Genomic DNA, 15536 nt, shown 5'->3' with positions numbered 1-15536 from the left:
GCGTCCTCCTGGGCTCGGCGAGCTCCCAGTCTAGACCGCGGCCGGGGCCGGTGTCAGCGCCAGGCGCAGATGCCGGGCGTCGTCCCTTGGGCCAAGAGAGGGGCGGCTTCGGCCTCCGGCACCCGCCGCAGGGCGATGGATTGTCCAGGCAGCGGCGCCGGATCAGTCCGGCAGGCCGGCGCGGCGCAGGCCGTCGAGATAGCGGCTGAGGAGATCCTGTCCGAAGTAGTGCAGGGCTTCGGCCACGGTCGATACGGTGAGTTCCGGGCGCGACGCCGTCAGCTTCGCCAGCGCCTCGCGCGCGGCGTCAATCTGCCCGGCATGGGCGAGGAAGACGGCGAGGTCACGGAACATCCAGGTCGCCGCCGGCTTCTGATGCAGGGCGCGCCGGGTCCAGCCTGCGGCCTCCTCCGGTCGCCCCTCCGCAAAGGCGGCGAGGCCCAGGCCGATGAAGCAGTTGAAGCTGAACGGGTCGAGAGGGCTGAGGCGGATGGCGCGCTCGAAGCAGGGCCGGCCCGCCGCCGGGTCGCCGCGATAGACATGCAGGAAGCCCTGCCGGGTCCAGGCCCAGGCATGGTTGGGGTCGAGTGCCAAGGCCTCCTCGACGAACAGCCGGGCGCGTTCGACATCGCCGAACAGCAGCATGACCGCCGTGGACAGGGCGCTCAGCGCGGTCGGGTCATCATGGGCATTCTCTGCCGCCAGTTCGATCAGGCGGCCGCCCTCCGCCCGCTCGGCCGCGAAATCCGTGGTCCAGTTGTAGGTGACCTGCTGCGCATGCGCCCAGGCGGCAAGGGCGGCCGCGCGGGCATAGTCCGGGTCCAGCGCCAGCGCCGCGTCGAGGTGCCGGATCGCCTCGATGTTCTCGGCCTTGCGATGGGCCCAGAGATGCGGCAGGGCGCGCATCACGAAATCATACGCGGCGAGGCTGTCTGGCCGCTTGCGCTGCGCCAGCGTGATCTCCGCCGCGCGGATGGAGGGATGCAGCGCGCCGGCGACGCCTTCCGCGATCCGATCCTGCAGGTCGAACACGTCCTCGAGGACCCCGTCGAAGCGACCGGACCACAGATGCAGCCCGCTGGCCGCGTCGATCAGCTGCGCCATGATCCGCACCCGCTTGCCGGATTTCCGCAGGCTGCCCTTGAGCAGGTATCGCACCCCCAGCGCACGTGCGACCTCATGCGGATCCGCCGGCCCCGCCTCGGCGGCATAGGCATAGGCCGAATTGCGGGCGATGACCGTGAAGTCGCGGATGCAGGAGAGCGTCGCGGTGATCTCTTCGACGGTGCCGTCGGCGAGCGCGGCCGCGGAGGGGTCGCCCGAGAGGTTGTCGAAGGGCAGGACCACGATCGAGGGCAGGTCCTCTTCCTCATCCTCGGTGGCCGTGCCTTGCTCCGCCGATGCGTCGGAATCCTCGACCTTCACGCCACCGGGTGCCCAGACCCAGACCTCCATCGGCTCTTCGAAGCTCTTGAGCGTCTTGAGCATGCGGACGAACGGCGCTGCCAGGTCCCGGCCGAGCTGCCAGCGGACGGAATGGGTCATCGCGATCCCGCCAGGCGGCGACACCTCCTGCAGGCGGACGACAAAGGCGATGGCGGCGCCGAACCGCTCCTTTCCCGAGACGAAGACGTCGGCGAGTGCGATCCCCGCCCGGACCAGGATCGGCCGCCGAGGCTGCAGGGCGTTGCGTGCCGCCATCGCCTCCTGGAACTCGACCGTCCAGCAGACCGCGTCCTCGATGCTGGAGAACTCGATCAGCACGCCGTCGCCCATGGTCTTGAAGATGTGGCCGTGGCGGGCTTCGAGCGTCGCGTTCAGCAGGTCGCGGCGGATGGCTGCGAGCTCCGCCAGGGTGGCGCGCTCGTCCGTCTGCACAAGGCGTGTGAAGCCGACAACGTCCAGCGAGACGATGACGGTCAGCCGGCGTGGTGCGCGCATCGGCATTGGCCTCCGGCAACTGCTTCAGCTTGGCCTGTGCTCGCCGCTTGTGCAACGCCGGCAAAGCGGTCCCAGCCGCGGCGCGGCTCACCCAAAAGGCTGAACCTGGACGAGCCCGGCCGGATCGGTCCGCGGGCCGTCGCCCGTCACATGTGCCAGCCGTGCTTCGGGTCCGCCGTGGCCGGGTCGTAGTGGCGGTCGACCAGGTCGATCAGCGCCTCGACCGTCAGCACGGCCTTGTAGTCGTCGCGCGGCAGGTCGACGCCAAGGACGGTCTCGATATCCCAGGCCAGCCGGGTGGCGGCATCGGTATCGATCCCAAGATCCTCGATCAGCCGATCCCCCGGCCTGATCGGCCGGCCGCGTGGCAGCGCCTCTCGCAGCGCCCGCATCACCTCCGCCTCGACCCGGTCGCGGCCGCTCACGCCGCCGGCTCCAGCGAACCGAGCAGGGTCGGCAGCAGCTCCGAGACCGTGGGGTGGATCGGCATCGACCGCTGCAGCACGTCGTAGGGCGCCTTGGCGTACATCAGGTCCAAGAGCCCGTGCACCACCTCGTCGCCGCCGGTGCCCAGGATGGCGGCGCCCAGGATCTGCCGGTTGCCGGCATCGACCACCACCTTCATGAAGCCCTCGGTCTCACCCTTCTCGACGGCGCGGCCGACGCGGGTCATCGGCCGCTTGGCCACCAGGATGTGCCGGCCGGCCCGCCGCGCCTCCGCCTCGGTCATGCCGGCGCGGCCCAGCGGCGGGTCGGTGTACAGGGCGTAGGCCGGGATGCGGTCGCTCAGCCGGCGGGTGTCGCCGTCCAGCAGGTTGGCGGCGACGATCTCGAAGTCGTTGTAGGCGGTGTGGGTGAAGGCGCCGCGGCCGTTGCAGTCGCCCAGCGCCCAGATGCCGGGCACGCTGGTCTGCAGCTGGTCGTCGACCGTGATGTAGCCGCGCTCGTCGGTCGCCACCCCGGCCGCCTCCAGCCCGAGGTCGCCGGTGTTCGGCCGCCGCCCGACCGCCAGCAGCAGATGCGACCCGGTGACGACAGGCGCGCCCGCGGTGCAATCGACCGTCGCCGCCACACCGTCGCCATGCCGCACCAGGCTTATGCAGGTGGCGTTGGTGCGGATCGCGATGCCTTCCTTCTCCAGGAAGCCGGCCACGGCGGTCGAGACATCCTCGTCCTCGCGTCCGATCAGCCGTGGGCCTTGCTCGATGATCGTGACCCGGGAGCCGAAGCGGCGGAACATCTGGCCGAACTCCAGCCCGATATAGGAGCCGCCGACGATCACCAGATGCTCCGGCACGGTGGCAAGGTCCATCATCGTGCTGTTGGTCAAATACGGCACGGTGTCGAGGCCCGGCAGCGGCGGCACGAAGGCACGGCCGCCGACATTCAGGAAGATCCGGTCGGCGGTCAGGGTCTCGTCACCGACCTGCACGCTGTTCGGGCCGGTCAGCCGGGCGTGGCCCTGGATCACGGTGCCGTTCTGCAGGCCGCGCATCCAGCCTTCGACGCCGGTGCGCGACTGGCCGGAGACCTCGTCCTTGCGCGCCTTGACCCTGACCATGTCGATGCCGGGCGGGCCGGACAGCACCACGCCGTATTCGGCGGCGCGCTGGGCCATGCGGGCGGCATAGGCGCTGGCGACCATGGTCTTGGTCGGGATGCAGCCGGTGTTGACGCAGGTGCCGCCGAAGCGCCCGCGCTCGATGACCGCGACGCGCTGGCCGGCGCGGCTCAGCCGGTCGGCCAGGGCGGGGCCAGCCTGGCCCGTGCCGATGATGATCGCGTCATGGGTGGTCATCGCCGCCTCCTGGCATCCGTCTCGGTCCGGGCCAGCATAGCGCATCGCGTCGTCGGGCTGGACCCGGGATTGGCGCCCGGGATCCCCTGAATCAGTTCAACCTTTACGGTTTGCCCCGGCCGTCCGATCATGACGCGCGGTTTGAACAGTGAGTCGGAGACACGCTATGGCCAAAGGTCAGATGCGATCGAACAAGGAAGCCAAGAAGCCGAAGAAGAACGCCCCCGAAAAGGCGAAGCCCGGCAGCACCACGGTGGCCGTCGCGCCGTCGAAGAAGGCCTGAGGACGATCCGGTCGGGTCCGTGCAACGCGCGGGCCCGACCGATCGAACGGTCCGGCCGTCAGCTCCCCAGGAACCGCTCCAGCAGCCGCCGGGCGGCCAAAGTCGGCAGCAGGCGGCCGGCGGCGACCTCGGCCTCCAGCGCCGGCAGCGCCGCGGCGATGGCGGGATGGCCGCGCAGGGCGTCGAGCAGCCCGTCGCCCAGCTCGCGCCACAGCCAGCCTCGGGCCTGGTCGGCGCGGCGCACGGCCAGGGCCTCGGCCATCTCGGCGCGGAAGCGGCCGATCATGTCCCACACCGCGTCGATGCCGCGGTTCTCCAGCGCCGAGCATTGCAGCACGGGCGGCGCCCAACCGCCGCTGCCGCGCAGCAGCGCCAAAGCGTGGCGGTATTCGGCGGCGGCGTGGTTGGCGGCGCCCTTCTGGTCGCCATCGGCCTTGTTCACCACCAGGATGTCGGCGACCTCGACGATGCCGCGCTTGATGCCCTGCAGCTCGTCGCCGGCGCCGGGCATCAGCAGCAGCAGGAACACGTCGACCATCTGCGCCACCGCGGTCTCCGACTGGCCGACGCCGACGGTCTCGACCACCACCACGTCATAGCCGGCGGCCTCGCACAGCAGCAGGGATTCGCGCGTCCGCCGCGCCACCCCGCCCAGCGTCGCGCCGGCCGGGGAGGGGCGGATGAAGGCGGCCGGGTCGCGGGTCAGCAGCTCCATCCGCGTCTTGTCGCCCAGGATCGAGCCGCCGGAGCGTTGCGACGAGGGATCGACCGCCAGCACCGCGACGCGATGGCCCTGGCCGGTCAGGTGCAGGCCGAAGGCTTCGATGAAGGTCGATTTGCCGACGCCGGGCGGGCCGGAGATGCCGATCCGCACCGCACCGCCGGCAGCAGGCGCCAGAGCTTCGAGCAGCGCCTCGGCCCGCTCGCGATGGTCGCTGCGGCGGGACTCGACCAGGGTGATGGCGCGGGCCAGGGTCCGGCGGTCGCCGCCGCGGATCTGCGCCGCCATGCCATCGATCGTCTCCGCCGTCACCCGTGGGTCCCTTGCGCCTGATTCTGCATTGGGAAGGCTAGGCGATTTGGCCGGGCGTGCCTATTCAGAGGACGCAGGGGCGCCATCCAGGACGCCGGCCCGGCGCAGCGTCAGCCAGAACGCCAGCGCCCCGGATGCGCCGAGGCCTCCGAACAGGACAAGGATGAGAAGGTATCCCGGCCAGACGGGTATCCGCCAGCCGAGCACGCCGACCGGGACCACTCCGATCAGGAATCCGGTCGCGACGGCCAACTCGGGCCGATGCCAGCGCTTCGCGCGATAGAAAAGCGCCACCGGCAGGCCGAGGATGAGGGTATGGCCGAGCGTGATAATGAAGGCGAAGCTTAAGGCCGGCAGCAACAGGGCCGCAGACTCCTGCCACGCCAACACTACCGAGACGATAGCGGCGGGCACGAGCGCGCCGAGAAGGGTGGCCCCGATCCAGGGCATGGTTTCCTCCTGTCTCATGGAGCCCAGTCAGCCCGCGGCTTGCGCCGGCCGCACCCGCTGCAGCCCTGCCCGCGGCGGCAGGTCGGCGGGTTGCTTCAGGTCCCAGACCAGGCCCAAGCGCTCCAGGGCGCACAGCAGCCACCAGCCGGGATCGGCCTGGCCGGGTTCGAGCCCGAGGCGGGCCGAGTCCGGGAAGGCGTGGTGGTTGCCGTGCCAGGACTCGCCGAAGGTGACCAGGCCGCAATGGCGGATGTTGTAGCCCTGCACCGCCACGCCCTCGACGCGCCAGCCCTGGTCACCGCGGCGGTGCGCGAAGTGTCCGACCAGCCAGTGGCCGGTCAGCGACACCGCCACCCGCACCGGCACGCCCCAGACCAGCCAGGGCAGGCCGCCGATGCTCCAGAACAGGAGGGCCCAGGGCAGCTGCTGCAGCATCCAACTGCGTTCCAGGAAGCGGTAGAACCGGTTCTGGACGACATGGGCTTCCGGCGCGAAGCGGGGCGGGCGGTCCAGCACCAGCCGGCAATGCATCTGCCACCAGGCGTCGCGCAGCATGCCGGCACGGTGGGCGTGCAGGTCGTGGCACTCCGCCTGGCGCTGGGCCCAGTCGCGGGTATCGTGCAGCCGCATCATGCCGACCGGCCCGGCCATGCCGACCAGCGTGCCGAGAGTGACCATGAGGTGCTCGACCCACAGCGGCGCCGCGAAGCTGCGATGGATCAGCAGCCGGTGCATGCCGACGGAATGGCCGGCGCAGATCGTGACGGCGGTGGTGGCGACGAACAGCGCCACGGCGCTCCAACTCGTGGCGAAGGGGGCGAGGCCGAGCGCCGCGACCGTCATACCGCCGGTCCACAGCGACCGCGCCGGGGCCCATTCCACCCGGCCGCGCACTGCGCTGGTTTCGGCATCGGCCATCATCCGCGGGGTGGAGAGACAGGCCATGGGTGCCCCCTTCGTCCCGGCAACGGTTGCGTCGCGCCGTCGAATTCGGTAATTAGGTATTTACCTAACTAGAAGGCGGCGCGGCTGTCAATGGTTAGTTAAATACTTAATTACTGTGTCGAGCTTGTGGCGGGACCATCATGCAGCGTGTTTTCGAAGCCCTGTCGTCGGTCCACCGCCGCAAGATCCTGGCCTATCTCGCCCATGCCGAGCTCAGCGCCGGCGAGATCGCCTCGCGCTTCGAGATGTCGAAGCCGTCGATCTCGCAGCATCTCAGCGTGCTCGAGGCGGCTGGGCTGATCGCCGGGGAGAAGCGCGGCCAGTACGTCTACTACCGGCTGCTGCAGGACAACCTGGCCAACACGCTGAACGGATTCGTCCAGGAGGTCTGCCCGGTCAGCCGTCCGCTGAAGCGCGAGAGCGCGCGGCTGGCCAAGGCCAAGCAGGAGGGTTGAGGCACCGCCTCAGCCGGCCGGGCCGCCGATCTGCTCCGAGATGCGCGCGGCCGCTTCGCGCAGCGCGGCCAGCGCCTCGGCCAGCGACACCGTGTTCCCGCGCTGCGGCAGGTAGGGCAGGCTCAGCGCCGCGACGGCGAGGCCGGAGGGATCCAGGATCGGCGCGCTCATGTCGGTCAGGCCGGGCGCCGTCTCGCTCGGCGCCACGTCGTGCCCGGTCGCCGCGATGCCCTCCAGCCGGGCCAGGATGTCGTCGACCGGCAGGTCGTCGCGCTGCGCCATGATCCGCACCATCTCGCCGCGCCGTGGCTCCCGCTGGAAGGCGGTGAGGATGCGGGCCGAGACCAGATGGGTCGACAGCGGGAAGACGGCGCCGAGCCGCACCGTCCAGCCCATCGGCCGGTCGGGCTCCGCCTGGGCGACAATCAGGAAATGCTCGCCGCTGGCCATGCTGAGATGGCAGGCCAGCGCGACCTGGGCGGCCAGCGCCTCCATCACCGGCAGCGCCGCCTGCTGCAGCCGGCGGGTCGGCGGGTGCTGCGTCCCGAGCTGGAACAACCGCAGGGTCAGGCCGTATTCGCCGGTCTTCGGATTGCGGGCGACATAGCCGCGCCGCTCCAGCACCCCGAGCATGCGGAAGATCTCGCCGACCGATCGGCCGACGCGGGCCGCCAGCTGCTTCTGGGTGATGCCGCCGGGTTCGGCCGCCAGCGCCTCCAGCAGGTCCAGCCCCTTCTCCAGCGCGGGCGCGCCGGGGCGGGGGGCGGTGTCGTCGGCCCCCCTGTCGTCAGCGTTGACTTCGTCGTCCATCTGGCGTTCCATATTTGAAATTATAACGACACCAATGAAATTCGGATACCGCCAAGGTATCCGGCATCGGAGGAACCGCCATGAAGATGCTGTCCCCGGATTCGGTGACGCACTACCAGCAGCATGGCTATGTCGCGCCGATCCGCGCGCTCTCGGCCAAGGAGGCGGCGGAGGCCCGCCGGCAGCTCGAGGCGCATGAGGCCGCACATGGCGCGCTGAAGGGGCCGCTGCGTCACAAGAGCCATCTCCTGTTCACCTGGCTGGACGACCTGATCCGGCATCCCCGCATCCTCGACGCGGTCGAGGATATCATCGGTCCCAACATTCTGGCCTGGGGGTCGAGCTTCTTCATCAAGGAGCCGCACGATCCCGGCTACGTCTCTTGGCACCAGGATTCGACCTATTGGGGCCTCGACCCCGCCGACATCGTCACCGCCTGGGTCGCGCTGTCCGAAAGCACGGCGGAAAACGGGGCGATGCGGGTGATCCCGGACAGCCACCTGCTGGACCAGGTGCCGCATCGCGACACCTTCGCCGCCAACAACCTGCTGTCGCGCGGCCAGGAGATCGCGGTCGAGGTCGATGAGAACCGGGCGCACATGCTGGTGCTGCAGCCCGGCGAGATGTCGCTGCACCATGTCCGGCTGATCCATGGCTCGGATCCGAACCCGTCGGGCAAGCGCCGCATCGGCTTCGCCATCCGCTACCTGCCGACCCATGTCCGCCAGGTCGTCGGCACGCACGACACCGCCACGCTGGTCCGCGGCGTCGATGCCTTCCACAACTTCGCGCCGGAACAGCGGCCCGAGTCCGACCTGTCCGAGGCGGCGTTGGCGTTCCACGCCCAGGTCACCGGCGCGCACCAGCAGATCCTGATGCGCGGCACCGACCGGCCGCCGGCGGCCTGACGTCACCGATCCGTCTGCGTCCGTCCGGGGCGCGGACGGGCAAGCAATCCGACCGGCCAGCAAGGCCGGCACCATAGGCGACTGGCCGCAGCGGCCGGTCCCATAGGGGAGGGACGCCATGTTCGCGCGCCTGCGGTGGTTCATCGTCCTCCTGCTGTTCCTCGGCGGCGGCATCAGCTACCTCGACCGGGCGGCGCTGTCGATCGCGGCACCGCTGATCGCCCAGGATCTCGACCTCGACCCCGCCCGCCTCGGCATCGTCTTCAGCAGCTTCTTCTTCGGCTACGCGCTGTTCTGCTTCGTCGGCGGTTGGGCGTCCGATCGGATCGGGCCGAAGAACGTGTTCACCCTGGCCATGACGGTCTGGTCGGTGTTCTGCGGGCTGACCGCGGCGGCCACCAGCATCGCCGCCCTGCTGGTGGTGCGGGTGATCTTCGGCATGGGCGAGGGGCCGTTCAGCGCCACCGCGAACAAGGTGGTCAGCAACTGGTTCCCCCGCCACGAGCAGGCCAGCGCCGTCGGCCTCGCCAATGCCGGCCAGCCGATCGGCGCCGCCCTGGCCGGCCCGGTGGTCGGCACCATCGCGGTGATGGCGGGCTGGCGCATCTCCTTCATCGTCATCGCCGTGATCGGGCTGGCCTGGGTGGCGTGCTGGGTGCTGTTCGCCACCGACCGGCCGGACCAGCACCGCTGGCTCGAGGACAGCGAGCAGGAGACAGTGGAGAAGGCGAGGGCCGACGCCCCGGCGCTGTCCCGGCTGCCGCTCTCGGCCTATCTCCGGCGGCCGGCCATCCTGGCCACCGCCTTCGCCTTCTTCGGCTACGCCTACATCCTCTATTTCTTCCTGTCCTGGTTCCCCAGCTACCTGACCTCGGCCCAGCACCTCAGCATCCAGAAGATGGGCGTGGTCAACGCCATCCCCTGGCTGGTCGGCTGCGTCGGCATGGTGCTGGGCGGCTTCGTCTGCGACCACATCTACAAGCGCACCGGCAACCCGCTGTTCGCGCGCAAGCTGATCCTGGCCGGCAGCCTGGCCATCGCCGCGGTCTGCGTCGCTCTGGCGGGCGTGGTCACGGGCGTCGCCGCCGTGGTGGCGCTGATGGCGATCTCGGTCTTCTTCATGTACCTGACCGCCAACACCTACTGGGCGATCGTGCTGGACACGGTGGAGCCGGGGCGGGTCGGCAGCGTCGGCGGCTTCGTCCACCTGATCGCCAACCTCGCCGGCATCGTCGCCCCGGCGGTCACCGGCTTCATCGTCGAATGGACCGGCAGCTTCGCCGGCGCCTTCGTGCTGACCGGCGCCATCGCCATCCTGGGCGCGCTGTCGGTCGCGGTGTTCGTGCGCAGCCCGGCCAAGGCGGCCACGGCACCGACCCTGATGCCCGAACGCCTGGCGGGAGCGGTCCTGCCGCGCCGGTGACGGAAGGAGCGGCCGGCTACTTCCCGGCCCGCCACTCCACCACGCCGAAATCGGTGACCAGCGCGACCACCCGGCCGGCCTTGTCGAGGCCGAAATACGATGGGTAGAGGCCGTCCCCGAAGCCGGAGGAGATCATGGCGACATTGCCTGGGCCGGTCGCGTAGAGCAGCCCGCCCCGGTTCTCCGCTTCGGCCCGGTTCATGACGTCGACCAGATCCGCGGTGAGATCGCTGTCCGCGGTCTCTGCCAGATAGGGGGCCTGGACGCTCGCATCCATGAATGCGCCGGTGCCGGTGTCGACCCCGTAGCCGAAGAAATAGCCGGGCTTGAGATCCTTCGGGTGCTGACCGGGGTGGAGCGCCATGGTCCAGCGCAGCGCCGGCCGATCGGCGAACAGGATGCGCGCGAACGCCACCCGCTGGTCGCCGGCCGGCAGCCGGGCCATCGCCAGCTGGACCGGGAACGTGCCGGTCGGCACGCTGCGGGTGAAGGCTTCGGCGCCGTCGCAGGCGAAGGGATCGCAAGCCACGATGCGGCCGCTCGGCACGTCCAGGCGGCCGATCTCCAGGCCGGAGAGATGGGTCGCGCCGTCCTTGGCCGTCACCGTGAAGTCGGGGCCGAAGGCCCGCGCGAACACCACCGACCGGGGAAGCGGCGACGCCGCGGCCGGGACGCAGAGTCCGATCAGTATGCCCAGCGCCAGGATCAGGCGCCCTGCGGTCACGAGACCTCGACCGTCACCGGGTCGCGGTTCGGCCGGTCGGGCGCCACCAGTTCGCCGCGCTCCGCCGCCTCCTGCTGCCGGCGCCACATCTCGGCGTAGCGGCCGTCCTGGGCCAGCAGGTCGGCGTGGCTGCCGCGTTCGGCGATGCGGCCGTCCGCCAGCACGATGATCTCGTCGGCGTCGATCACGGTCGACAGGCGATGCGCGATCACCAGCGTGGTCTTGCCGCGGCTGACCTCGCGCAGATTGGCCTGGATCTCGCGCTCGGTGTTGGTGTCCAGCGCCGAGGTCGCCTCGTCGAACAGCAGGATCGCCGGGTCCTTCAGGATGGTGCGGGCGATGGCGACGCGTTGCTTCTCGCCGCCGGACAGCTTCAGCCCGCGCTCGCCGACCTTGGTCTCGTAGCCGTCGGGCAGGCGCAGGATGAACTCGTGGATGCGGGCCATCTGCGCCGCCGCCACCACCTCCTCCTCGCTCGCGCCCGGGCGGCCATAGGCGATGTTGTAGCGGATGGTGTCGTTGAACAGCACGGTGTCCTGCGGCACGATCCCGATGGCGGCGCGCAGGCTGGCCTGGGTCACCTCGCCGATGTCCTGGCCGTCGATCCGCACCGACCCGGCGGTGACGTCGTAGAAGCGGAACAGCAGGCGGCTGACGGTCGACTTGCCCGCGCCGGTCGGACCGACGATGGCGACGGTGTGGCCGGCCGGCACGGTGAAGGTCACCCCCTTCAGGATCACCCGGCGCGGGTCGTAGCCGAACTCGACATCGGTGAAGCTGACCGTGCCGCCCTGCACCTCCAGCGGCGGGGCGCCGGGGGCATCCGTCACATCGGGCGGCACGCCGAGCAGCGAGAACATCTTCTCGATGTCGACCAGCGCCTGCTTCACCTCGCGGTAGACGAAGCCGAAGAAGTTCAGCGGCAGGTACAGCTGGATCAGATAGGTGTTGGCCAGCACGAAGTCGCCGACCGTCAGCTTGCCGTCGACGATGCCTTGGGCCGCCATCCACATCACGGCGGTCAGCCCGGCGGCGATGATCGCGGCCTGGCCGATGTTCAGCAGCGACAGCGAGACCTGGCTGCGTACCGCCGCGCGCTCGTACCGGATCAGCGACGCCTCGTAGCGCCGCGCCTCATGCGCCTCGTTGCCGAAATACTTGACCGTCTCGAAGTTCAGCAGGCTGTCGATCGCCTTGGTGTTGGCCTCCTGGTCGGTCTCGTTCATCTGCCGGCGGTACTTGGTCCGCCATTCCGTCACCATCAGGGTGAAGGCGACGTAGAGGATGACGGTGACCAACGTCACCAGGGCGAACCAGATGTCGAGGATCCACCACAGCACGGCGACGACGAACAGGATCTCGACCAGGGTCGGCAAGATGTTGAACAGCATGAAGCGCAGCAGCGTGTCGATCGCCGCATTGCCGCGTTCGATCGCCCGCGACAGGCCGCCGGTCTGGCGGTCGAGATGGAAGCGCAGCGACAGGCCGTGCAGGTGCTCGAAGGTGGCCAGGCCGGTGCGGCGGATGGCGCGCTGCGCCACCTTGGCGAAGATCGCGTCCCGCAGCTCGCCGAAGGCCAGGCTCAGTACCCGCGCCATGCCATAGGCCAGGATCGCGCCGACCGGCAGCATCAGCGCCAGCCCGCCCTTCATCGACAGGGTGTCGATCGCGTCCTTGTAGAAGATCGGGGTGTAGACGCTGGCGACCTTGGCCGCGATCAGCAGCAGCACCGCGATCACCACCCGCGCCCGCATCTCCAACTGGCCCGGCGGCCAGAGATAGGGCGCGAGCGAGCGCAAGGGGTGACGGCCCTTGGCCGTATCGAGGACGGAGGGGGGTGTGGCGGCGTTCATGCTGCGTAACCTAGGCGGGCGCCGGCCGGGCGGGAAGGCCAAAGCCGTCCCTGGACAGCGCGGACCAGGTTGGATAAAATTGCTTGATTATGTTGCTTATTGGCAACGTACTGTGACTTTCACGATCGATTTACGCATAGTGGGCTCCTCTTATCCGATTGCCGCGCTAGGTATTTAAGGTTCGCCGGAGAATTGATCATGCGCCGCCTCGCCGTCCCCCTCTTGTCCCTGCTGCTGTGCTCGGCCGGCCTGCCGGCGACCATGGCACAGGCCGCCCTGGTTCAGGCCGCGCCCCCCACCCAGGCGGCCGCTGGCCTGTCCGACCCGCGCCTGGCGATCGAGGCCGCCATCGGCACCGCCAACACGGTCGCGGTCGGCGGCGTGATCCTGAAGGCCGGCGACGTGCGCGACCTCTACGCCGCGCGCGGCTGGTTCCCGTTGTGGATCGACACGGACGGCCGGCTGGACCGGCGGGTCGACCCGATCGTCGCCCGCCTGGCCAAGGCCGGCGACGAGGGGCTGCGCCCGTCCGACTACTATGTCGAGGCGCTGCAGGGGCTGATCCGCTCCGGCGATGCCGAGGATGTGGTCGCGGCCGAGATCCTGCTCAGCGCCGCGGTGATGCGCTACGGCGCCGATGTCCATTCCGGGCGGCTGGTGCCGCGCGACGTCGACAAGAATTTCGACATCACCCCGAAGCCGGTCGACCGCGCCGGCCTCGCCACCGCCGCGTCGATGCTGCCCGACGCCGATGCGTTCCTGGTCGAGCTGGCGCCGAAGCATGCGCTGTACCAGCAGCTGAAGGGCGCGTTGCGCGGCTATGAGGCGCTGGCGGATGCCGGCTGGCCGACCATCCCGGCCGGCGAGAGCCTGCGGCCGGGGCAGTCGAGCGACCGCGTGCCGGTGCTGCGGGCCCGGCTGACCGCGACCGGCGAGTTCGCCGGCGACCCGACCGACCAGAGCCCGGTCTACGACCCGGTGCTGGTGACGGCGGTGGAGCAGTTCCAGACCAAGCACGGGCTGAAGCCCGACGGCATCCTCGGCCGCGGCACCATCGCCACCCTGAACAAGCAGGGCGCCGACCGGATGAACCAGATCATCGCCAGCATGGAGCGGCTGCGCTGGCTGCCGGACGATCTCGGCGACGACTACCTGATGGTCAACCTCGCCGCCTACACCATGGACATCGTCACCGACGGCAAGCTGGTGCGGACCATGGATGTGGTGGTCGGCAAGCCCGACCTGCCGACGCCGATGTTCAACAGCGCGTTGACCTATCTCGAATTCAACCCGACCTGGACCGTGCCGCCCTCGATCGCGAGCAAGGAGTACCTGCCCAAGCTGCGCAACGACCCGACCTATCTGTCCAGTCGCAACTACAAGCTGTTCTCGAGCTGGAGCGGCGGCCGGGAGATGAGCGACGGGTCGGTCGATTGGCAGGGCGTCGGCGCCGGCGGCATGCGCAACCTGCGCATCCGGCAGGAGCCGGGGCCGGGCAACGCGCTGGGCAAGGTCAAGTTCATGATGGCGAACAACTGGAGCGTCTACCTCCACGACACGCCGTCGAAGAGCTTCTTCCAGAAGGCCGACCGCGCCCTGTCGCATGGCTGCGTGCGCCTGCAGGATCCGATCTGGCTGGCGGACTACCTGCTCGACGGCTCCCCCGACTGGTCGCCGGAACGACGGGCGCGGGTGATGGGCAGCTGGAACCCGACCACCCGAATCAACCTGCCGACTCCGATGCCGCTCTACATCGTCTACCAGACCGCATGGGTCGACCAGACCGGCGAGATGGCGTTCCGCGGCGACGTCTACGGCATCGACGCAAAGGTCATCGAGGCACTCAAGGCCCGCGAAACCCAGCGCGAACAACTCGCATCCTCGCGTTGAACGCCACACTGGACTCTGACGTTGCTCCGATGGGCGGCCGTAATTCGGCCGCCGATTTTTATTTTATCTTGATGTTTTCACAGTGATGTAAGTTTTATATTAGGATTTTTCCGTTTTTTACTTACATCTGTTCCAAAAGTGCGACAGATGTACAACAATGTTGCCGATATGGCACAGTTTTTCTTTGCAATCATATGAAGAAATGGTTGATTCCCGCTTCGTCCTGCCTCAGAAAGGTCTTCATCGAACGTCCGGCGCCGAATAAAGGCGTGTAAAGCGTCAGAAATGCTGGGCGCGCATGTAGTTATGTTAGGAGCAGCGGGGACGATGCAGAGACGGCAATTCCTCAGAATGTCGGCAGGGGCCGCTGCGGCCGTTGCCGTCACGCCACTCGCGCCACTCTCAGCCTATGCCGCCACCAACCGAAGGTCGCTACACCTCTACGACGCGCACAACCTGGTCGAAATCAAGGAAGACTACTGGGTCGACGGCTGGTACAACCCGGACGTCCTGGCCAAGTTCAACTACTTCCTGCGCGACTGGCGCTCGGACGAGGTCCGCGTGATGGACCCGAAGCTGCTGGACATCCTCAATTCGCTGCAGCGCCGGGGCGGGTCGAACGAGCCGATCCATGTGGTCTGCGGCTACCGATCCCGGGCGACCAACGCCATGCTGGCCCGGCGCAGCCGCGGTGTCGCGCGCAACTCCCTGCACATCCAGGGCCAGGCGGCCGACATCTTCATGCCGAATATGAGCTTGGCGAGCCTGCGGTCGAACGCGGTCGCGCTCGACGCCGGCGGCGTCGGCTACTACCCGCGCTCGAACTTCGTGCATGTCGACACCGGCGACGTGCGCACCTGGTAGGTCCCGGCCGCCGCAAGGCGGAAGCACCATCCGACGTGAAGAGGGTCGCCGTTGGCGGCCCTTTTCGTTTGGGGTGTGTGGAGGTCTTCGGGTTGCAGGCTGGGCCTCGGCTCTCGACTTCTATTGTCATGCCACGGCTTGACCGTGGCATCCAGGGGC

The 15536-nt window shown here is 69.1% G+C and carries 14 protein-coding genes; 5 read left to right on the top strand and 9 right to left on the bottom strand.

The window, feature by feature from the left end; all coding sequences use genetic code 11:
• Positions 1-162: 162 nt before the first annotated feature.
• The 6 genes from AB4112_RS24065 to AB4112_RS24040 form a co-directional block, all read right to left on the bottom strand.
• Positions 163-1941, bottom strand: coding sequence for a tetratricopeptide repeat protein (locus AB4112_RS24065; protein WP_441723470.1), 1779 nt, complete (start codon positions 1939-1941; stop codon positions 163-165).
• Between the two features lie 146 nt (positions 1942-2087).
• Positions 2088-2366 carry an acyl carrier protein gene (locus AB4112_RS24060; RefSeq protein WP_309792350.1) on the bottom strand — a complete coding sequence of 93 codons (279 nt, stop codon included), beginning with the start codon at positions 2364-2366 and terminating at the stop codon, positions 2088-2090.
• Entirely contained in the window at positions 2363-3739 is a 1377-nt protein-coding gene (locus AB4112_RS24055; protein ID WP_441723469.1) for an FAD-containing oxidoreductase, read from the bottom strand. Before AB4112_RS24055 ends, AB4112_RS24060 begins: the two co-directional genes overlap by 4 nt.
• A 341-nt stretch (positions 3740-4080) precedes the next feature.
• Entirely contained in the window at positions 4081-5055 is a 975-nt protein-coding gene (meaB, locus tag AB4112_RS24050) for a methylmalonyl Co-A mutase-associated GTPase MeaB (RefSeq protein WP_441723468.1), read from the bottom strand.
• Between the two features lie 60 nt (positions 5056-5115).
• The gene (locus AB4112_RS24045) at positions 5116-5505 is read right to left on the bottom strand and encodes a hypothetical protein (protein ID WP_309792347.1); all 390 of its coding nucleotides are present in this window, start codon (positions 5503-5505) and stop codon (positions 5116-5118) included.
• A gap of 27 nt (positions 5506-5532) precedes the next feature.
• Entirely contained in the window at positions 5533-6450 is a 918-nt protein-coding gene (locus AB4112_RS24040; RefSeq protein WP_309792345.1) for an acyl-CoA desaturase, read from the bottom strand.
• 140 nt (positions 6451-6590) lie between these two features.
• On the opposite strand from AB4112_RS24040, the gene AB4112_RS24035 reads away from it, so the two are divergent.
• On the top strand, positions 6591-6905 hold the full coding sequence (locus AB4112_RS24035; RefSeq protein WP_309792344.1) for a metalloregulator ArsR/SmtB family transcription factor: 315 nt from the start codon (positions 6591-6593) through the stop codon (positions 6903-6905).
• A gap of 9 nt (positions 6906-6914) precedes the next feature.
• On the opposite strand, the gene AB4112_RS24030 is transcribed toward AB4112_RS24035, so the two are convergent.
• Entirely contained in the window at positions 6915-7715 is an 801-nt protein-coding gene (locus AB4112_RS24030) for an IclR family transcriptional regulator (RefSeq protein ID WP_309792343.1), read from the bottom strand.
• A gap of 80 nt (positions 7716-7795) precedes the next feature.
• Between AB4112_RS24030 and AB4112_RS24025 the strand changes: the two genes are divergently transcribed.
• Together AB4112_RS24025 and AB4112_RS24020 are read left to right on the top strand one after the other, a co-directional pair.
• Positions 7796-8623 carry a phytanoyl-CoA dioxygenase family protein gene (locus tag AB4112_RS24025; protein WP_441723467.1) on the top strand — a complete coding sequence of 276 codons (828 nt, stop codon included), beginning with the start codon at positions 7796-7798 and terminating at the stop codon, positions 8621-8623.
• A 118-nt stretch (positions 8624-8741) separates the two neighbouring features.
• Complete coding sequence (locus AB4112_RS24020) at positions 8742-10046, top strand: MFS transporter (RefSeq protein WP_441723466.1); 1305 nt, start codon at positions 8742-8744, stop codon at positions 10044-10046.
• 16 nt (positions 10047-10062) lie between these two features.
• Here the strand turns inward: AB4112_RS24020 and AB4112_RS24015 are convergent, their stop codons facing one another.
• Both AB4112_RS24015 and AB4112_RS24010 read right to left on the bottom strand, forming a co-directional pair.
• A complete protein-coding gene (locus AB4112_RS24015; protein ID WP_441723465.1) occupies positions 10063-10770 on the bottom strand; it encodes a DUF4241 domain-containing protein in 708 nt (235 codons plus the stop codon).
• A complete protein-coding gene (locus tag AB4112_RS24010) occupies positions 10767-12623 on the bottom strand; it encodes an ABCB family ABC transporter ATP-binding protein/permease (protein WP_309792338.1) in 1857 nt (618 codons plus the stop codon). Before AB4112_RS24010 ends, AB4112_RS24015 begins: the two co-directional genes overlap by 4 nt.
• Before the next feature lie 198 nt (positions 12624-12821).
• Here AB4112_RS24010 and AB4112_RS24005 point away from each other — a divergent pair, with 198 nt between their 5' ends.
• Positions 12822-14513 carry a L,D-transpeptidase family protein gene (locus tag AB4112_RS24005; protein WP_441723463.1) on the top strand — a complete coding sequence of 564 codons (1692 nt, stop codon included), beginning with the start codon at positions 12822-12824 and terminating at the stop codon, positions 14511-14513.
• A 351-nt stretch (positions 14514-14864) separates the two neighbouring features.
• Complete coding sequence (locus AB4112_RS24000) at positions 14865-15377, top strand: DUF882 domain-containing protein (protein ID WP_309792336.1); 513 nt, start codon at positions 14865-14867, stop codon at positions 15375-15377.
• Positions 15378-15536 lie beyond the last annotated feature (159 nt).

This window comes from Inquilinus sp. 2KB_23 (genome assembly GCF_052115705.1).
Taxonomy (GTDB): domain Bacteria; phylum Pseudomonadota; class Alphaproteobacteria; order DSM-16000; family Inquilinaceae; genus Inquilinus; species Inquilinus ginsengisoli_A.
Note: the sequence above shows the minus strand (reverse complement) of the source record. Positions and strands in the feature narration are given on the sequence as shown.